Origin of the sequence: Mesorhizobium abyssinicae (genome assembly GCF_049887195.1) — a bacterium.
GTDB lineage: Bacteria > Pseudomonadota > Alphaproteobacteria > Rhizobiales > Rhizobiaceae > Mesorhizobium > Mesorhizobium abyssinicae.
The window spans coordinates 61,372-80,816 of the sequence record NZ_JARAKC010000011.1 but is presented as its reverse complement, the minus strand read 5'-3'; the positions used below and the strand labels follow the sequence as shown (position 1 = coordinate 80,816).

General features: G+C 63.0%; 13 protein-coding genes. 6 read left to right on the top strand and 7 right to left on the bottom strand.

Annotated features, from left to right (window positions below):
* Nucleotides 1-49: 49 nt before the first annotated feature.
* Nucleotides 50-1,822, bottom strand: coding sequence for an adenylate/guanylate cyclase domain-containing protein (locus PU724_RS22560; RefSeq protein WP_354422864.1), 1,773 nt, complete (start codon nt 1,820-1,822; stop codon nt 50-52).
* Nucleotides 1,823-2,061: 239 nt separating this feature from the next.
* Here PU724_RS22560 and PU724_RS22555 point away from each other — a divergent pair, with 239 nt between their 5' ends.
* Both PU724_RS22555 and PU724_RS22550 read left to right on the top strand, forming a co-directional pair.
* Nucleotides 2,062-5,361, top strand: a complete 3,300-nt coding sequence (locus PU724_RS22555; protein ID WP_354422865.1) for an adenylate/guanylate cyclase domain-containing protein — start codon at nt 2,062-2,064, stop codon at nt 5,359-5,361.
* An 18-nt stretch (nt 5,362-5,379) separates the two neighbouring features.
* Nucleotides 5,380-6,060 carry a redoxin domain-containing protein gene (locus PU724_RS22550; protein ID WP_127309698.1) on the top strand — a complete coding sequence of 227 codons (681 nt, stop codon included), beginning with the start codon at nt 5,380-5,382 and terminating at the stop codon, nt 6,058-6,060.
* Nucleotides 6,061-6,656: 596 nt separating this feature from the next.
* Here the strand turns inward: PU724_RS22550 and PU724_RS22545 are convergent.
* Together PU724_RS22545 and PU724_RS22540 are read right to left on the bottom strand one after the other, a co-directional pair.
* The gene (locus tag PU724_RS22545; RefSeq protein ID WP_354422866.1) at nt 6,657-8,957 is read right to left on the bottom strand and encodes an AGE family epimerase/isomerase; all 2,301 of its coding nucleotides are present in this window, start codon (nt 8,955-8,957) and stop codon (nt 6,657-6,659) included.
* Nucleotides 8,958-8,969: 12 nt separating this feature from the next.
* Nucleotides 8,970-10,490, bottom strand: coding sequence for a phosphomannomutase/phosphoglucomutase (locus tag PU724_RS22540; RefSeq protein ID WP_354422867.1), 1,521 nt, complete (start codon nt 10,488-10,490; stop codon nt 8,970-8,972).
* A 212-nt stretch (nt 10,491-10,702) separates the two neighbouring features.
* On the opposite strand from PU724_RS22540, the gene PU724_RS22535 reads away from it, so the two are divergent.
* The 3 genes from PU724_RS22535 to PU724_RS22525 all read left to right on the top strand — a co-directional run bounded on the left by PU724_RS22535 (nt 10,703) and on the right by PU724_RS22525 (nt 13,979).
* On the top strand, nt 10,703-11,026 hold the full coding sequence (locus PU724_RS22535; RefSeq protein ID WP_292349445.1) for a hypothetical protein: 324 nt from the start codon (nt 10,703-10,705) through the stop codon (nt 11,024-11,026).
* A gap of 174 nt (nt 11,027-11,200) precedes the next feature.
* Nucleotides 11,201-13,009, top strand: a complete 1,809-nt coding sequence (locus PU724_RS22530) for a GumC family protein (protein WP_354422868.1) — start codon at nt 11,201-11,203, stop codon at nt 13,007-13,009.
* 382 nt (nt 13,010-13,391) lie between these two features.
* Nucleotides 13,392-13,979 carry a sugar transferase gene (locus tag PU724_RS22525; protein WP_426213648.1) on the top strand — a complete coding sequence of 196 codons (588 nt, stop codon included), beginning with the start codon at nt 13,392-13,394 and terminating at the stop codon, nt 13,977-13,979.
* A 12-nt stretch (nt 13,980-13,991) separates the two neighbouring features.
* On the opposite strand, the gene PU724_RS22520 is transcribed toward PU724_RS22525, so the two are convergent.
* From PU724_RS22520 to PU724_RS22510, 3 genes are all read right to left on the bottom strand, one after another.
* Nucleotides 13,992-14,243 (bottom strand): hypothetical protein, encoded by a 252-nt coding sequence (locus PU724_RS22520; RefSeq protein WP_320320591.1) that lies wholly within the window; start codon nt 14,241-14,243, stop codon nt 13,992-13,994.
* 244 nt (nt 14,244-14,487) lie between these two features.
* On the bottom strand, nt 14,488-15,774 hold the full coding sequence (locus tag PU724_RS22515) for a polysaccharide biosynthesis/export family protein (RefSeq protein ID WP_354422871.1): 1,287 nt from the start codon (nt 15,772-15,774) through the stop codon (nt 14,488-14,490).
* A 35-nt stretch (nt 15,775-15,809) separates the two neighbouring features.
* Nucleotides 15,810-16,682 (bottom strand): glycosyltransferase family 2 protein, encoded by an 873-nt coding sequence (locus PU724_RS22510; RefSeq protein ID WP_354422872.1) that lies wholly within the window; start codon nt 16,680-16,682, stop codon nt 15,810-15,812.
* A 247-nt stretch (nt 16,683-16,929) separates the two neighbouring features.
* Between PU724_RS22510 and PU724_RS22505 the strand changes: the two genes are divergently transcribed.
* Nucleotides 16,930-18,162: a glycosyltransferase gene (locus PU724_RS22505; RefSeq protein WP_354422874.1), complete on the top strand. Its 1,233-nt coding sequence runs from the start codon at nt 16,930-16,932 to the stop codon at nt 18,160-18,162.
* Here PU724_RS22505 and PU724_RS22500 read toward each other — a convergent pair.
* Nucleotides 18,155-19,285, bottom strand: coding sequence for a glycosyltransferase family 4 protein (locus PU724_RS22500; protein ID WP_426213647.1), 1,131 nt, complete (start codon nt 19,283-19,285; stop codon nt 18,155-18,157). The two genes, PU724_RS22505 and PU724_RS22500, sit on opposite strands and share 8 nt — an antisense overlap.
* Nucleotides 19,286-19,445: the final 160 nt, after the last annotated feature.

Here is a 19,445-nt window from a genome sequence, read left to right as displayed (position 1 = left end):
GCAGGCAAAAAGGATCGGCTGCAGTTCAAGGCCTGACCTCACTCACCTGTCATTGCACAATGCCGGCTTTGCGCAGCCCGTCCACCATGCGTTCGAAATCGGCAGGGTTCTTGTAGGGCATGACTTTGCGACGGTATTCCAGCGAATAATCTGGATTGACGCGAAGCACCTCCTGCCATGCCGCGCGGGCCTCGGCTAAACGGCCCAGTTGGCCGTAGCAGGCGGCTAGAAGCGCGCGCGAGACGTCAGTGACGGCATTGCGAGCCAGCCGTTGCATCAAAAGGTCAATGGCCTCTTCGTACCTTCCAAGTTGAAACTGCGCCAAAGCCTGGAAGTGCAGAAGCACGTCCGGAAAGTATGGGTTCAAGGTCTTCCCTCGGGCGAAACTCTCGAGGGCCTCCTCGGATCTGCCCGAAAAGTGCAGCGCCTCGCCGAGGATGACGTGCCCTTCGGCGAAGTTCGGATTGAGGACTAACGCGCGCTCGGCCTCGTTGATGGCGCCATCGTGCCGTCGTGTGTACAGCTTGGTTATAGCCAGCGCCCAGTGCGCCCAGGGATCGCTGTCATCCAGCGTTACCGCTTGCGTTGCTGTCTCTTCGGCTTGCGCCATCGATTCCGGCGGCGACGCACTCCATTTGTTCAGGTAATCGAGCGCGTGCGTGAGCGCGAGGAGAGCGTGGGCAGAGGCAAACGCCGGGTCCAGTTCGATGGCACGTTGCAAGAGGTTGCGGGCTGCGAGGTTCGTCTCCTTCGTCAACTGGTGCCAGAGTTCCCGGCCCCGCATGAAATAGTCATACGCCTCAGTGTTGCGCGAGTGCTCGGGCGCCAGCCGCTGACGGTCACCCTCGGTCAGATTGAGCGCCAGCGCTCCGACGATCTGCTGCGTCACGTCGTCCTGCACGGCGAATATGTCGGTCAGGTCGCGGTCGAACCGCTCCGCCCAAAGATGGCCGCCCGTGGTTGCATCGATGAGCTGCGCGGTGATGCGCACCCTGTTCCCCGACTTGCGTACGCTGCCCTCAAGCACATGCCGCACGCCGAGCTTCGCACCCACGTCCTGCACATGGACGTTCTGGCCCTTGAAGGTGAACGACGAATTGCGGGCGATGACGAAGAGCTGCGACAGTTTGGACAGCGCCGTGATGATGTCCTCGGAGATGCCGTCGGCGAAGTAGTCCTGTTCGGTGTCCCCGCTCATGTTGGCGAAGGGCAGGACGGCGATCGACAGCTTCGGCGGCGCTGCCGTCGCCGGCCGGCCCGTCGCGGTTTCCGGGGCCGCGGCCGCCTTGGTCGCGGCGCTGCCGACTTGCAGCGAATAGACCCGGATCGGCTCGGCGATGTTCTTGAGCTGCGTGCTCCCGAGATCGCTGACTGAGAGGTCGAGCCTCGCCTTGACCTGGCGATAGGCATCCTCGGACAGGCAGATGGCGCCGGGCAACGCGACGCCTTCCAAACGCGAGGCGATGTTGACGCCGTCGCCCATCAGGTCGCCGTCGCTTTCTTCCACCACATCCCCCAGATGGATGCCGATCCTGAACTCGATGCGGCGGTCCTGCGGCACGCCGGCATTGCGCTCAACCATGCCATTCTGAACCTCGACGGCGCAGCGCACGGCATCCACCACACTGCGGAACTCAACTAGCGCCCCATCCCCGGTGCGCTTGATCACCCGCCCGTTGTGCACCGCGATGGTGGGATCGATCAGGTCGCTGCGCAGTGTCCGTAGTCTGGCCAAGGTAAGATCTTCGTCGGCGCTCGCGAGCCGGCTATATCCGACCACATCTGCCGCCAGGATTGCCGCTAGCTTACGATTCTCGCTCATGGTCCGTCTCCTCATCTCCACGATAGCAGGAAGACGCAGGGCAAGAGGGAACTTTCGTAAAAGACGGCGACGCAGCCGCAGGGCTCGGCAGCGCTCTGCCGCCGGACGCACGGGTCGTTCGATGCCCATTTGCGCTGCCGCTTGCTGGTCGGCTTTTATCGGTTCATGCTTGTGAATACCGTGGCCGTGAAGCGCTTGGCGAGATCACGCCGCCACGGCCGCGAGTGAGGTCTTGATCCATGGACTGCTCAGGCTGCGGTTTCGAGGTTGAGAGCGGTTTCGCTTTCTGTCCGAAGTGTGGCAGGCGCCAGCCCGTGCCATGCGGCAGTTGCGGCTACCTCTGCGCACCTGATTTCGAGTTCTGTCCGAAATGCGGGATAAGCCTCGGCGCGCCGGCAAAGCCGGTCGAACGGCCTGCTCCGACACCAAGCCGGACCCCTGAGCCGCCTTCTCGACCTGCGTCGCAGCTTGCGAACGTCGAGAGCGAAGAACAGCCGCATCCCGTCTCTGACGCCGATCGCCGGACGGTAACGGTCCTGTTCGCCGACCTTTGCGGCTTCACGACACTCAGCGAGCAGCTCGACCCCGAGGTCATGCAAAAGCTGCAGAACGAACTGTTCAAGGAATTGACGGCGGCCGTGCGAAACTTTGGTGGTTTCGTCGACAAATTCATCGGCGATGCACTGCTCGCTTTGTTCGGTGCGCCGGTCGCGCACGAGGACGATCCGGAACGAGCGCTTCGCGCCGCTCTCGACATGATCGCCAGGACGGCGAGGCTCGGCGAAAGCGCCCCCCGTTCCGGCTCGCCTCTGCTGCTCCACATCGGCATAAACACTGGTCCGGTCGTTACCGGAGGATTGGGCATCGGCGCCGCCAAATCCTATTCGGTGACCGGCGACACAGTGAATACGGCGCAACGGCTGCAATCGCTGGCCGCACCGGGCGAGGTGCTGGTAGGCGAGCTCACCCACAGGCTGACCCGGCACGCCTTCTCTTACGAGTCGCTGGGCGATGTCGTGCTTCGCGGCAAGGCTGGCAGTGTGCTCGTCCATCGACTGGATGCACCGCTTGCGGCGCCGCGCGCCGCGCGTGGGCTCGAGGCGCTCGGCCTCGGCGCGCCGATAATAGGTCGCGGTGCCGAGCTCAATAGAATGCTGGCGAGCCTTGACCAGGCGTGCGGCGGCTCGGCCCAGCTTGTCCGCCTCGTCGGAGAAGCCGGTATCGGGAAATCGCGGCTGGTGAAGGAGTTCGTCGCCCGCGTCGGCGACGAGGATCGTTTTCGCAACGTCGCCGTGCGGCAGGCCACGTGCTCACCGCTGGGCGAACAATCATTCGGCGCCTTGGGCGCAGTTGTGCGCAGCGCTGCCGGGATGATGCAAAACGACAATGGCGACGAAATGCGGGAGAAGCTCGCAGCCTTGCTTACCGATCTCGGCCTGCAGGGCGAGGAGGCGAAGCGGCTGATGCCTTTGCTCTACCATGTGCTTGGCCTTGGCGACCCCGATGCCACCCTGCAGCATGTCGAGCCCGAGCAGCTGCGGCGGCAAATTCTCTACGCAGTCCGCACAATCATCGAACGGCGGCTTGCCTTGTCGCCGCTGCTGATTGTCGTCGAAGACCTGCACTGGGCCGACGCCGCTTCGCTCGAGGCACTGCGTTTCGTGATGGATAAGTTGGAACGCACGCGGTTGATGTTGCTGGTCACGCATCGTCCGGCGCCGGACAACGACCAGCTCGACTCAAGTCGGGTCAGTCACACAGCGCTCCGGCTTTCGCCGCTCAACAGCGATGACGGACGCGGATTGCTGGCGGCGCTTTTCGGCGAGAGCTGGGTGAGCTCGGCAGGCGGACTTCTCGACCAGATCCTCGAGCGTGCGGGCGGCAACCCCCTGTTTGTAGAGGAGATCGTTCGCGGCCTTATCGATCGCGGTGTCCTGGTGCGCGAGGGCCAGCGATGGCGGACTGTGGCAGGCGAAGTCGCAACCGGCATTCCCGCCACTATCCAGGCAATGCTGCTTGCCCGCGTCGACCGGCTGCCCCCGGAGGTGCGCCGGTTGGCCCAGGAAGCCGCGGTAATCGGCCCGCGCTTCGATGCCACACTTCTGAAAGCCGTGACAGCCGACCCCGGCCGCCTGGAAGCGGGCTGCGAACTGCTTTGCGATGCCGAAATCATCGAGGAAGTTGTCGGATCTGGTTCGGTCTCGTCGCAAAGCTATCGCTTTACGCAAACATTGCTGCAGGACGTGATCTACCAGAACCTGCTCCTGCAACGCCGGACCGACATCCACGGGCGGGTCGGTACAGCCTTGGAGCAACTGTGCGGCGACAAGCCGGAACGGCTCGAGGATCTGACCGCGCTCGGTCATCATTTCGCACAGAGCGCCGAGCGGGAGAGGGGCGCGCATTACCTGCAGGTGGCGGGGGATCGCGCTCGCACGATATACGCCAACGACGACGCCCTTCGTTTCTACGAGCGAGCACTGACTGCATTGGGCGAAATAGGGCAAACACCGCTCAAACTGGCAATCGCAGAGCGCATCGCCGATCTGAGCGGCCCGTTAGGCCGTCGCGACGTCGCGCACCAGCACTACGAGACGGTGCTGCAGGCATATCGCGCGTCCGCCGATCGTGTCGCTTCGGCGCGGGTTTTGCGTAAGATCGGTCGGCTGCTCTGGGACGTCGGCAAGCGGGACAACGCAGTATCCCGCTATGCCGAAGCGGCAGCGCTCCTCGATGGCGCGGATGCCCCGGTCGAGCAGGCGCATCTCTGGCAAGAACGTGGCCGACAGGCGTTCCGTAGCGGAGATCACGCTCTCGCGGCGAAATGGGCAGACGCGGCGCTGGATTGCGTCGGCACTCTGACAACGGAGCATGTCTCCGAGGTGGGGCGCGATGCCACCCTTGTGACCGCCGAGGCACTCAACACCAAGGCTGTCGCCTTGGCTCGTCTTGGGCGAGACCGCGAAGCCGTTAGCCAGGTAGAGCGTAGCATTGAATTGGCCGAAGCCGCCGGCCTGCTGGGTACGGCTTGCCGCGGCTACACCAATCTCGGCGTGCTTTACACAACCATCGATCCGACAAAGGCGATGGAGGTCTGTCGGCGTGGCCTCGAAGTGGCGCGCCATATTGGTGATTTGGGCTTCCAGGCGCGCCTCCTCGCCAATCTGGCGGTCGCTTGCTGTACTTTCACGGATCGCTGTCCAACGGAGGGCGTGCCTGCCGCCGAGAAGGCCATCGAGATCGACCGGGCGCTCGACCAGCGCGAGCACCTGTCGGTGCCGTTGATCGTGCTAGGGCAGATCCACCAGTGCAACGGCCGTCCGGAACTGGCGGTTGGCCTGTTCCACGAAGCACTGGACGTAGCCCGCGAAACGGGCGAACCGCAACTGCTGTTTCCGTGCTATGATGGTCTCGCAACGCTTAATCTCGACCTCGACAATCTGGCCGAGGCCGAACGCTACTTTTCCCTGGCGCAGGGTATATGCGCCCAGCACGGGCTCGACCCGGAAGGGCTTGTGGTGCTGCCTTTTCTCGACTAGCCGGGGTGGGAGGTTGGAATGTCAGCGCGCATTGACTTGATACCGCTTCAACCGGGCGACCGTGCGCCGAACGTGATACTCGACGCCATCACCCACGAGGGCAAGATTGCGCTTGACGACTTTCGCGGCCAAAAACCGGTGCTGGTCGGCCTGTTTCGAGGTCTGCACTGCGCGTTTTGCCGGCGCCATATCGCCGCCCAGGCGCGGCTCGATCCGGAACTGCGCGAAAAGGGCGTGGGGAGCCTGACGGTGGTCAACACGCCCATCGAACGGGCGCGTCTCTATTTCCGCTACCACCCGATGCCGAACCTGCTTGCGGCCTCCGACCCTGAACGTGCTTCACATCGCGCTTTTGGCCTGCCCAATCTCGAATTCACCGAAGACGAGACGAATTGGCCCTACAAGGTCTCGATCGCAGCGGCAAAGGATATGCGGGTCAACGTACCGGGCGAGTTGCCCGGTCCAATGGATCCTTTTTCGGCCAGCGAAATCCTCAACAACAAGGACCAGTACGAAGTGACCGAAGCCGACGAGCAGATGATGGCGACCGGACACGGACAACTGATAGGTCAGTTCCTGCTGGACCGGCAGGGCATTGTCCGCTGGAGCTTCACCGAGGTTCCAGAGGGTGGGCGGCACATGTTTGGAGCACCAAGCCCGCAGGAACTGATGTCGGCCGTGTCCCAAGTCGCCCAATAGGCTTGCGAACGAGGTAATGCTCGCTTTCGCCCTAGCGATGTCGTCGGTGCATCGGCCTGGTGTCCGGTGGGTTTGCGCAAAGATTTTGCATTTTGGGCGCGTGCCAACCCAAGCCTCCCGAAATACCAGATATTTGTAGTCTTGGAGAATCGAGATCAACTCGTCGGCGTGTGGCTGACGACCCGAACACTGTTCGTCCTGATTCCGATTGTCGAATAGGCTGGCGGAGTTGTCGCAGAACGGCGACAGATGCGGGTTCAAGGCGGCCCAGCAGACGCGGGTACGAGTTGGGTGGCCGCTGGGCCTAACCAGCGTCTTTTGGGGGGCGCCGGCTAAGCCCGCATCTTATTCATTTTCCTGCAATTGCTAATTTAGCAAAAAGGCGGATGCTCGTCGTACTACCCATCGGAACGGTCCGATCTGGACAGGAATTCGTGCCTGGCGAACGCGTGCCGGCAGCCAGCCGGAGCTCGTCCCTTTGGATGATGCCTGTTTGGAAGCCGAGCTGTCGCCGCATTCGACTGGGCTCGCGAAATGAAGGCCGCGCCTCCCCGACAATTGCCTCGGCTCGGGCAATCCATGCCTTGCTATTCGGGTCAGGCGTTGACCTGCCTGAGCGAGGGCTTGCCCGTATCCGAAACTGGCATCGGGAAGGGCTCGACCTGTCCTCCGGTCTTGTCCAGATACTGCATCAGCGCGGTGACCAGATGGTAGAAGATGCTGGCCGGGACCTCCGTCGCCGCTGACCTGCCGCGCTCGTCGATCCTGTCGACCCACAGCCCGAGCGGCGCCGGATCGATATGCCATCTGAAGAGGCGGGCGACGCGCGCTTCGATCTCGGGTTTCAGGTCGGGTCCGCCAATGCCGTCCAGGGCGACGGCCGCCTTGACCGCCTCGCATTGCGGCCAGCTTCGGGAGAGCCGGTCGAGGGGGATCCCGTGCCGCGATACGGCAGCATAGGCCAGACCCGTGGCCCGGTTCAGTCCGCTGGCGACCGCCGACGAATAGAGCTTCCTCGCATAGGCGACCAGGTCCTTCTGCCCGCTCGCCCGGGAGAACTCGACGAGCAGCGAGGCCCATTCGAAATGATGCCCTGGTTCGGTCCACTGTCCGTCGTCTCCCGGCAGAGGCAGCCAGTCGACGTCGAAACGCTCCCCGAGCGTCCAGCTCTCCTGGTCGAAGAAATGGCACCGGAAGAGATCGATGACGCGCGCCGCCCGGCGCAGATAGGCGCGGTCGCCGGTGACGTCATGCCAGGCAAGGAAGGATTCCAGCATGTGCATATGCGGGTTCGAGAACCGCACTCCGTTCCAGCCGGGGCTCTCGAGGAAGCCATTCAGGCTGCCGTCCTCGAGATGGTTGTCGATGAAGCCAAATGTCTCCTGGGCAAGCCGCAAGGCGTCGCCATGGCCGCATCGATGAGCGTGGGCAAGCGCCAGCAGCACGCAGGAATGGTCGTAGGCGTCCTCCGCCGGATCGGCCACGCTGCCGTTGCAATTGAGGGTGCGCACCCAGCCGCCGCGGTCGCTGCGACCGTGTTTGACGATGAAGCCGATGCCATGGTCGATGAGCCTGTCGGCCGGTCCGTCCCAGCCGCGTTCCTTGGCCACCGCGAACGCATAGATCTGGCGCGCCATCGTGCGCATGCGCTTGGGTTTTCCGAGCGCCCTTGCATCGAAACCGAGCGCCTCGTGGAAGCCGCCATGCACATCGTCGACACCTGCCGTCGACCACAACGGCAGGGTTTCCTCGAAGAGCCAGTGCTCGACGCGCTTGCGCCATGATCCGCTGACGATGACGCGGTCCTCCGACGCCGTGAATTTCGTCTCGAGGCGTCCGCCCTTCTCCAGCTGTTCGACGACCTTCTTGACGTTTTGGCTGTGGCTTACGGGCGCGACGAACACGGCGTCAGGCGTGGCCACCACCGCCACATCCTTCATTCCGATGACGGTCAGCAGCCTGCCCTGGCTGCGCAGGTAGGAGCTGTCGCAATCCATGGCGACGACGTCGCCCATCACGACGTTGCCGTCGCCGTCGGTCGGGCTGGCCTCGAGCAGCGATTGCCACGATCCAAGGTCATTCCAGCGGAAGGAAGCCGTGACCATCGCGATGCCGTGGGCATGTTCCATGACCGCGTAGTCGATCGATGTCGACGGGACAGCCGAGTAGAAGCCCTGCGGCAGATAGATGCCGGAAATATCGGCCCGTGCGGTCTTATAGGCCCGCTCTGCGCCGTCCCAGATGTCGGGCCGGAAGTCGAGAAACGCTTGCCGCATCGTGTCGGCGCGAAACAGGAAGATGCCGGCGTTCCAGTAGAAGTGTCCCGAAGACACATAGTGGCGGGCGGTCTCTGCATCGGGTTTCTCGACGAAACGCGAGACGGCGGCCACCCCGTCGCCATTCGCCGACACCTCGACGTAACCGTACCCGGTTTCGGGATGTGTCGGCTTGATGCCGAATACGACGATCCGCCCCGACGCGGCCGCCGGCCTGCCCGTCTCGACGGTTTCCCAGAATTGCCTTTCGGTGGATATCTCATGGTCGGAGGGGACCACGAGCACAAGCGCATCGCCGCCATGCTCGGAGATCGTCTGCAGCGTGGCGATCGCGACCGCCGCGGCGGTGTTGCGGCCAACCGGTTCGAAAATCGGTTTGCCGCCATTGAGGCCGAGCGGACCGATGTCCGAGACAAGGCGGTCGGCATGCCGCTCGGACGCTATGAGGTAGATAGGCGTCTCGCCATCCGGCCGCGCCTTGAGGCGCCGGACCGTCTTCGCAAGCATGGAGCCGTCGCCCGAAAGGTCGTGGAACTGCTTGGGGTTGTCTTCGCGCGACAGCGGCCAAAGCCGTGAGCCGACGCCGCCGCTCATGACAAAACTTACGATCCGGTCCGGCATGGTCCAGTCCTCTCAGAATGTCTGGTTGTAGGCTCCGACCTCCGGATTGCGGCGCAGCACCGCATCGAGAGCCTCGAACATCTCCCGGCGCCGTTCCGGCGAGACGGGACTTTCCACCACAACGACGATTTCCGGTTTGTTCGACGAGGCCCTGACCAGACCCCAGGTGCCGTCCCGGGCGACGACACGCACCCCATTCACGGTGACCAGATCGGCCAGCGGCTGGCCGGCGAACTCGATCCCGTCTCCCTTCATCCGCGTGAATTCGCCGACAACCTTCTCGACCACACCGTATTTCTGCTCATCAGGGCAGTGCGGCGACATCGTCGGAGTGCCAAAGGTCAGCGGCAGATCGCGGTAGAGGTCCGCCAGCGTCTTGCCCGCGCTGCGGTCGAGCATCTCGCAGACGGCGATCGCCGTGACGAGTGCGTCGTCATAGCCGCGCCCGATCGGTGGGTTGAAGAAGAAATGCCCCGACTTCTCGAAGCCGGCGATGGCATTGAGTTCGGCAACGCGCCGCTTGATGTAGGAGTGCCCGGTCTTCCAGTAGTCGGTGGTCGCACCATGTTGCGCAAGGACTGGATCGGTCATGAACAGTCCCGTCGACTTCACGTCGACGACGAAGACGGACTTTCGATGCAGCCCCGAAATGTCTCGCGCCAGCATGACGCCGACCTTGTCGGCGAAGATCTCGTTACCTTCGTTGTCGACCACGCCGCAGCGGTCCCCGTCGCCGTCGAAGCCGAGCCCGAGATCGGCGCCTGTCTCCAGAACCTTGTCCCGGATCGCGTGCAGCATCTGCATGTCCTCGGGATTGGGATTGTAGCGCGGAAACGAATGATCGAGCTCCACGTCCAGCGGGACGACGTCGCAGCCGATGCGCTCAAGCACCTGCGGCGCAAAAGCGCCGGCGGTGCCGTTGCCGCAGGCTGCCACCACCTTCAGCTTCCTGCCGATCTTCTTTCCCGCGGTGAGGTCCTCGATGTAGGCCTCGCGGAATCCTGCCACGAACTCATAGCTTCCCCCGCCCGGGAGATCGAAATCGCCGTCCAGCACGAGCACTTTCAAGGCCGTCATCTCCTCCGGGCCGAAGGTCAGAGGCCTTTGCGCCCCCATCTTCACACCAGTCCAGCCGTTCTCGTTATGCGAGGCCGTCACCATGGCCACCGACGGCGCGTCGAGTGCGAATTGGGCGAAGTAGGCCGTAGGGGAAAGGGCGAGACCGATATCCTTGACGCGCGCGCCGGCGGCCATCAGCCCCGAGACCAACGCCATTTTGATGCCCATGGAATAGCTGCGGAAGTCGTGGCCGGTGACGATGTCCGGACCGACGCCCATTCGGCGGATCAGTGTGCCGAGCCCCATGCCGATCGCCTGCACGCCCATCAGGTTGAGTTCGGGCTCTTTGCCGGAGCCTGGATGCCCGAACCACCAGCGCGCGTCATATTCCCGGAAGCCAGTGGCCTTGATGAGAGCACTGGTCTCGAAGGCGAACGTGTTCGGCCTGGCCTGGCCGACAATCTTCAGGATCACGGGCTTGCTCCGCAATTGCCCGGGCAGTCATAGCACGCTGCCGGAACCCGGCCGCTTCATGAATTCGGCTAGCTCCGACGCCTGGTTCGCGCTGCCTCATCCAATAGGTGCATGCCCGCCAACGGCCGAAAGGATATCTCGTTCAGGCATTCAGGCTTTGTATCCTTGGGAGTGCGTCCTGTACGAGCGCGCACGACAAGGGTGGCTTGCTGATGCCGCTGATCGCGTTCCGCGAGAATGTCGACGAAAGGCGTTTCCGGCGCCTGGCTCGACTTCTGCAGGGCATTCAAACGGACATGGAAAGGGAGTCCGCTGAACTCCGCCGGTCCGCGGAAAGAATGACGGAATGCGCCGCATTCTCGCTTGCGGCGATGGAAAACGGCGACAACCCCGAACGCATGGCCGCGAAGATCGACACCCTCACGCGGAACCTGGCGATGAACCGTATGCGGCAAGTGTCGCTGCAACAGCAGCTGTCAATTCTGGACCGAACGCGCGCGAGGCTGTCGCGCATTCTCCCTTCCCATAGGGCGTAGGCCCATACGCCAATTGGCGGCGTTTACCTTCCGGGGGCCGGGCGTACTCTTTTGCGGCAGTCTGGGATCGCGGGGCCTCAGCTTTCAATGAAGACATCGGCCGAATGTCATGGACCGCCTGCATCGGGACGGCGCGCGCGAGAGACTTCCACGCGCGCCCGCGGGAGAATCTGAATGGACCGCGCATTCCCCCATCAATGGCCATCGACGGCAGAGCAGCTGGCTTCCAGCAGCCAGGAGTTCATCGGCGTCTCCGACATCGCCCGATTTCTGAAACGCTATGTCGCAACAATCATTGCCTGCCTGGCCGCGGCACTGCTGGTGGCCTGGTTTTACAATTCGACGACCGACCCGGTTTTCACCGCCAGCACGCAGATCCTGATCGAGCCAAGATTGCCCCAACACCTGCAGGACGGCGGCGAAGTAAACCTGTCGTTAGACACCGCCCAGGTGGAAAGCCAGATTGCGGTGATGCAGTCGGAGAAGATTGCACAGATGGTCCTCGACCAGCTGAAGCTCGTCGACGACTCCAAATTCAACCGATCGCAGGCACCGATCCTGACCGAGAGGGTCAAGAAGATCGAAGCGATCCTTGTTGAAACTTTGGGACTGCGGAACATCTCGTGGTTTGCCTCGGGCGTGCCCGAGACTCCTAAAAAGCTTACCGAGTACCAAAGGTCCCGGCGCACCATGCTGATTTTTCGCGAGGGCCTGGATGTGCGCAGGGTAGGCGTTTCCTACGCCATAAACATATCCTTCACCTCCCTTGATGCCGAGGGAGCAGCCAAGATTGCAAATGCCACGGCCGATGCCTTCGTGCGCGAGCAGATCGAGACCAAGGCCGAGGCGGCGAAGGAAGGCGGCGCATGGCTCGAGATGCGTCTTCAGCAGTTGCGCGACCAGATGAACAAGGCCATGGCGAAGGCGCAGGAGTTCCGGTCGCGGCACGACTACAGCGTCAGCGATGAGTCGGAAGCGCAGGACGGGGTAAAGGCCGAGCCGACGCTTGAAGAGCTCGAGGTGACCGCCGAAACCTACCAGAAGATGTACGAGAGCTTCCTGCAGGCCTACACCAATTCGGTAAGCCAGCAATCATACCCGGTTGCCGACGCGAGGGTGATCACCGCCGCGACGGCGCCGCTCGATCCGAGCGCTCCGAGACCGAAGCTGACACTGGTTTTCGGGGCGGTCGCCGGATTGATCTTCGGCATCGGACTGTCGTTCGTAAGATATATGTTCGACTGGACCATCACGTCGCCGCGCCAAATCCGGGACGGTCTCGGCATCGAATGCGTCGGAGAACTGCCTTCCATCGGCAGGGCGCGGGAAAACGGCGTCGTCGACGAAGTGCGAAGACATCCGCACTCCCGATACAGCGACAGCCTCAGGAAAGCGCGGACCGAAATCAGCCTTGCTGAGACCGACCACCCGATCAAGTTCCTTGGGTTGACCGCTGTGTCCAGCGACAGTTCGAAGAGTTCCGTCGCCAGCAATCTTGCCACGCTCTATTCGATGTCCGGCCTGAAGACGCTGGTGATCGATGCCGACGTCCGGCGACCGACCATGACGACGCGCCTGCTTGGCCCGCGCGGCTCGCTCAAATCATGCCAGGAACCTGTCCGGCTCAACATCGTCGGGGCTCCGGGGCGACCGTTCGATTTGCTTCCAGGTCCTGTGGTGAACACCAAGAACCTGTTGGTGCCAGAAAATATGGAGGCGTTTCTCTCGGACCTGGCTGCCTGCGATCTGGCCGCCTATGCCTATGACATCGTCATCTTCGACCTGCCGACGCTCGCCTCGGGAGCCGATATTCTGAAGATCGGATCCATCCTCGATGGCGTCGTCATGGTCGCCGAGTGGGGCAACACATCGCTCGACACGCTGCGTAATCTTGTCAGGACGCTACAGACCGGCAGGGCGCCCATCCTTGGCGTGCTGCTGACGAGAGCTCGCGCCATCACGTCGACCCACCGCAAAGCATGAAACGAGCAGCTCGATATTCCTCCCTCGGAAGTCGCAAAAGCGTGGAGGGGGATCATTCCTTGGGATTAGAGGGGATGGCGTCGGAGCGTCACGCTACCACCTTTGCCTTTCTTGCTCACGGGCCCCGCTGTTGGAAGAGTGTCGAGAACAATTTCGAACCGGCGACCGTCCCATGACAACAAACGCCTTCGAGAAGCCGTCGCATCAGGGAACGCCGATCTGGGTTCAGCCATTTCTCCCCGAGCCGGCCGATAGCCGAGCGGCAGTCCTGCACGCTGTTCCCGCGCCCGATCCCGGCAACGCCGGTGCTGTGCTGACAGACCTGTCTTCTCTAACTGCAGGAACGACGAACCCGCCCTTGGGAGGTCTCCTGAAGCGCATCATGGATCTGGCCATCGCGATAACGGCGCTGGTAGTGGCGGCGCCGGTTATGATCGTCGTTGCCTTGCTGATCAGGATAACTGCGGGAGGTCCGGCAGTGTTCTCGCATAGCCGGGTTGGCTTCGGCGGCAAGCCGTTCAATTGCTATAAGTTCCGCTCGATGGTCGCGAACTCGGAAGAGGTGTTCAAGGCATATCTGGAAGCCAATCCTCATCTGAGCAGGGAGTGGGAGGAGACCCACAAGATCAAGGACGATCCTCGCATCACGACCCTCGGTTGGATGCTGCGCAAGTCGAGCCTCGACGAACTCCCCCAGCTCTTCAACGTCATCCGCGGCGATATGAGCTGCGTCGGTCCAAGGCCGATCGTCAAGGACGAACTCAGGCGCTACGGCGACCACCTGCAGGAATATCTGCGGACGCGGCCGGGACTCACCGGTCTGTGGCAGGTGAGCGGCAGAAGCAGCGTCGACTACGCCAGCCGCGTGGCGATGGACAGCGAGTATGTGCGGAACTGGTCGGTCTGGCTCGATCTCGTGATCCTGTTCAGGACCATCTTCGCAGTGATGCGCTTCGACAGGGCTTCCTGAAGCAGCAGCCGGTCAGCCTTCGGAACGCTTCCAGCGTACGGAAAGGGACAGGCCGACGATGTAGGCGCAGGCCAAGGCGAACGCCAGGACAAGGAACCTGGCGACCGTCACATAGCCTGGCAAGCCAAGGCCATTCCAGGCCAAGCTGCCGATCATGAGCAGGGCAGTGGCCGCGATCAGGGCGGGGGCCTTGAATCGCAGTCCCATCAGAACGCCTGCCGCCGATACAGCGACTACACTCGTGAGCACCGACATCTCCAGCAAATGGCACCACCGGACCGATTGGCTCGCTGCGGCAGGAAGGCAACCTTGTCGCGTTGCCCAGTCCCTGCGCGGTTGGTGCGGAAGCCGGTCGACCGCCCCACTGATAGGCGGCCTACAAATGCATGGCAAGAGCCCGGATCATTGTATGAACAGTTCGCTGATATAGCGCTGGCGGCTCGCCTTCCCATGCGCGATCGATGCTGGCAACGAGGTGCCGCCCCCGCCGGAACCGATACGAGTTTGATCAGTTGGTGCCTTGAGCCGGGAGCGCCCCTGCCTGGACGCCGTCGTCCGCAGGCAGGGCAGCCAGGCCGGGCTGCGGCGGGGGGATTTCCACCTTCACGGTATCGCCTGGCTCGATCGGCGTCGTTTCGTCGACGGTAAGTTCCTTGGATTCGCCATCCGTGGTCCTGACGATCTTGAAAATCGGCTTGGCACTTTCGGCGCGCTCCTTGAGGGCGAGCAGGGCAGGAGCCGTGACGGCGGTTTCATGGAGCAACTGCGCCGCGGTGTTGGCTTTGCTGGTGACTTCATTGAGCTGCGACTGCGTTTCCCGCAAGGCCTCGGCGGCCTCGTTGGCGTTGCGATTGCCGAGGTTGAGGATTTCGATGTCGGTCTTGCTCATCTCCTGCTTGACCCGCAAGAGCGAGGTTTCGGCGGCCAATCTGTCGCTCTGCATCTGGGCGACAGTGCCCTCCAGCGCGAGTTCCCGCGGTGCAGCCGCCAGCCCCTTCTGGACAAGGCTCGAGACGCTCGCCAGTTCCTTCTCGATGAGTTCAATCTGTTTGTCGTGGAAGGTCAGCTGCTGCGTGAGCGTGTCCAGTTCCTTCTCCAGGAACTCCTTGAGCTCGCGCAGGGAACGCAGTTGCGTTGTCAACGAGTCCTTGCGAACGGCGAAGATCCTGCGCTCCTGTTCCATCGCCACCGCGACCGTCGCGTTCGAAGACCTGTCCTTCAGTTCCGCGGGGAAGGCGACGTCGTCGCTGCCGGCCAGCTCGGATTCCAGACGCGCTTTGCGTGCGAGCAGGCTGACGCTGCTGAGCGCCAACAGACCCACGTCGCCCTGGCCCGCGATGACTTCACGCTCGAGCCGCGGGATGTCATCCTCGTGTGTCCGCAAGCCGCCGGCGATTCCCAGCGCCTGCAGCACTGTCAGTCCGGGCCTGTAGGGAAATTCGCCGGCCTGCGTGACGTAACCGACGATATAGAATGGTCTATACTGGGCGATCTCGACGGCGACATCCGGCTGGCGGCCGAGGCCCATTTGCTGCATCAGGCGGTCGCCGATCGCGCGGGCGAGGTCGCCAGGTGCGGTGCCCTGCGCACGTATCTGGCCGACAAATGGCAGGAAGAGCGTACCGTCGGCACCGACAACGAATTCGTCGTTGAGCGCGGTCCACTCGAAGATCACGTCGCGTGATGCGCGCCATTCGTAAACCTTGAGCCTGACCTTGTCTTGCGGTCCAAGCAGATACTCGGCAGCCGCCGCCGGCAAGGTGCAGGCGGTTGCCACCGCCAGGGAAGTCGCCATCGTCACAAGCCATTTCCGCATTGTCATCCCCGCCGTCAGATTTTCAGGACGTATTCGGGCTCGATCCGTCCCATGGCAACGTGGAGGATCGCGAGCATGTTGCCCCTCAGCCTGCCTCTCCGGTCGACATAAGGCTCCGGCCGCAGGCTTTTTGCGAGATTGGCCGCAATATTCCTGAACATCAGGGGGAGCGCGAAAGAGGCCGGAACGGAGCCCTTCCTGATCAGGTAGATCGGATTGGCGACCTGCGAGTATCCGAACCGTTCACCGCTGGTGCGCCCCGACTTGATGCCGAGATGGACCCCCGTGATCGAGGTCACGCAGACCACACGGCCTCTGGACCTCAACCGGCTGGTGAAGTCTATGTCTTCCTGCCAGCCGTAGAGGACGAGGCGCTCGTCAAAACGCACATCACCCACCATCGAGGAACGGCAGGACATGTTGCAGCCGTAAGCGCCGACATGGTCGACAACCGGCGGCCCATAATGCGTTTTGCCCTTGGCTTCCCGCAGGGCGACTTCGGCATCTTCCCAAGTGAGGCCCGCATTCTTGGCCCCGTCCCTGACGACCATGCCCATTACCACTGCCCATCCCTCATTTTCCGCGAAGGCCGTCTCGACCTGCTCCAGATATTCCGCGGACGGAACGAAATCGTCGTCGAAGAATGTGATTACGTCGAAGCGCCCCAGGGAAGACCCGAGAGCCGTGTTCCGTTGGGCGGACGATCCCATTGGCCCGAAAACGAGCGACACGGGGAAGGGACTGCTTTTCGGCACCTCGACATGCGCGGCATCGGGCGCCGACAATATGACCTCGTCGGGGAGTCTCGTCTGGCCGCCCAGATATTCGAGCAGGCGCGTGAGCTGTTCCCTGCGGCCGAGGGTCGCGATGATCACTGCGAGTTTCATGCCCCGTCCAGCCTTCGGTTTCCGCCAACGCTAGACCGACGAGAGCGGCGAAACAGCCTGCATAAAAGGAGACGGAACGAGCCTGGCCTACCTCCGGCCACCGGCTTTTGGAGTATCCCGTCGAACGACACGCAGCCATAAGTATTAGCCAGGCATGCGCCCGGAGCAGCCTGTAACCGATCGGACAACTTGCCGCGACCATGACGTGGAAACGAGACTGCTGGACCTGACGGTACGAGGGGGATCCATGCTCCACGAACGCTCTTCCGATTTGGCGGTCGCGGCCAAGCTCGATGTCCCCATCGAGGAGCTGCCGGTCGCGCCGGAGCTTCGCGTCGACAGGTACGCCAGGATTGCCGTCGTTCACGACTGGTGTCCGAATTTCCGGGGAGGGGAGCGGGTTCTGGCGCAGATCTGCAAGCAGTTCCCCAATGCCGAAGTCTTCACGCTCTTCGATTTCCTGCCGGCCGAGGTGAAGGAACAGTATTTCCGCGACGTGGAATTCCATACCTCGGCGGCCAACCGGCTCCCGATGGTGCAGAAATTCTATCGCTCGCTGTTCTTTCTCTGCCCCTTCCTGATCGAGCAGTTCGACGTGACGGGCTACGATGCGGTGATCTCGTCGTCGGCCGCATTCTCGCGCGGCGTGATCACCAGGCCGGATCAGCCGCATCTGTGCTACGTGCACAGCCCCGTCCGCTACGCCTGGGACGAGCAGTTTTCCTATCTCCAGCAGGGGCATCTCGGCTTTGGTCCCAAGGGGATGCTGTACCGCTATATGCTTCACCGCCTGAGGACATGGGACACAAGGACCGCGCACGGTCCGGACCTGATGCTGGCGAACTCGAACTATGTCCGCTCCCGCATCCAGCACATCTACGGACGCGATGCGCGCGTCGTTTTCCCGCCGGTTGCTCTGGCGGAGCTGCCATGCGTGGAGGATAAGGACGACTACTACGTCTGCGCATCCTTCCTCGCGCCCTACAAGCGCACCGACCTCGTCATCCGGGCCTTCAACCAGATGCCGTCGCGCCGGCTGGTCATCGTCGGCGAGGGACAGCAATCGGCCAGCCTGCGGGCGCTTGCCGGCCCGAACGTCACCTTCTCGGGCTACCTGCCCCGGCAGGACTACGTGGACACGCTGGCGCGGGCCAAGGCGATGGTCTTTGCCGGCTGCGAGGATTTCGGCATAGCGCTGGCCGAGGCGCAGGCCTGCGGGACGCCACTGATCGCCTTCGGTCGCGGCGGCGCGGTCGACATCGTGCAGCGCCTTGGAGCATCCGCCGAGCCGACAGGGGTTCTGTTTAAGGCTCAGACCGTCGAGCACCTCAAGGAGGCGGTCGAACGGTTCGAGGAAAACAGTCATGCCATCGCGCCGCGCGCCTGCAGCATGAATGCGGCACGCTTTTCCGAAGAGAATTTCGACCGCGCCATCCTGGAGTCGCTGGCGGCCGTCCAGGCACTTCACGAGATCATGTGAGTTCGCGAACCCTGACGATCTTCGCCGCCGTATCGATGCCGTCGGCGATGGCCATCGCCTCGAGATAGTGCAAGGCTGTCGCTCTCCAGCTATATGCCGAGGCTCGCGCCCTTCCCTTGCCGGTCATCTGCAGCCGCAGGCTCTCGGAAGCGCGAAGCCGCATGAAACGGTCGAACCACGCCTCCGGGTCATCGGGCGGAGCAAACAGCGCCGCGTTCCCGCAGACCTCGGGAAGGCTTGCTCGGTCGGAGACCACGACGGGGCAGCCGATCGCCATCGCCTCGAGGGCAGGGAGGCCGAAACCCTCCGTGAGCGAGGGGAAAGCCAAGCATAGCGAATCCCCAAGCAGGGCCGCCAGCTCGCCATCGGAAATGCGCCCGAGCCAATGGACGTTCTGGCCCTTGGCTCCGGTCGATCCTGACCTGAAGACGCGCGAATCCGACATGCCGACGATGGCGATCCTGAGCCCGGCCGCGGCAAGGCGCTCGGCCATGTCGAGGACAAGCCCGACATTCTTGTGCGGCGCGGCGCTGCCGATCATGACGACGGTTTCGCGCGAGGCCGCCAGCCGTGTCCCGGCCGAGTGTGCAGGCTTCCATCGCAAGGCATGCTCATGGCCGTTCGGGGCAACGAAAGCCCGTTGCGCGGGAACGACGCCGTGCCCGGTCAGCTCGCGCAGCGAGTAGTCGGACACGGTCGAAATGCGCCACGCGGTCCTGCCGAGGCAGGGCAGCAACGCTCGGTAGAGACCTCGGAAGGCAAGCGAATAGCTTTGCGGGGCATTCCAGACGTTTGCGTCATGGATGCAGACGATATGCTTTCGGCAAAGCAGCGGTCCTGTGTTGCAAAGGCTGAGCAGTCCGCCGCCGCCGAGGGACGAGGGGAGCTGCGTCTGCTCCCAGACATGGCCGCTCTTGCCGCCGATCTCCCTGCGCCCGATGGCTGCGAGGGGGAATTCCTCGGACCCTGGCGGACAGTGCAATGCGACCTTGAGGCCGCGGGCGAGCGGCCCCTGTTCCGCTATCAGGGCGTCGAGCGAACGGACGACCTCGCGCGCGTAGCGCTGGACGCCCGTTGTCGGCTGCGAAAGAAAACGCCCGTTGATTGTCCAGCGCCTTGCCATGTCGGCCCCTTTTGAAGCCTTCAGTGTGGAACCGCGCGGGCGCCGGGTCACCATGGCCATCGGGTCATCCGGCCGGTCCGGAATCATCCGGATAGGCTAGGTCTACCTCAAACGTCTGAGGACCTTGGTTTTCCCGGGAATGCTAGTCTTGCCCGGGGTG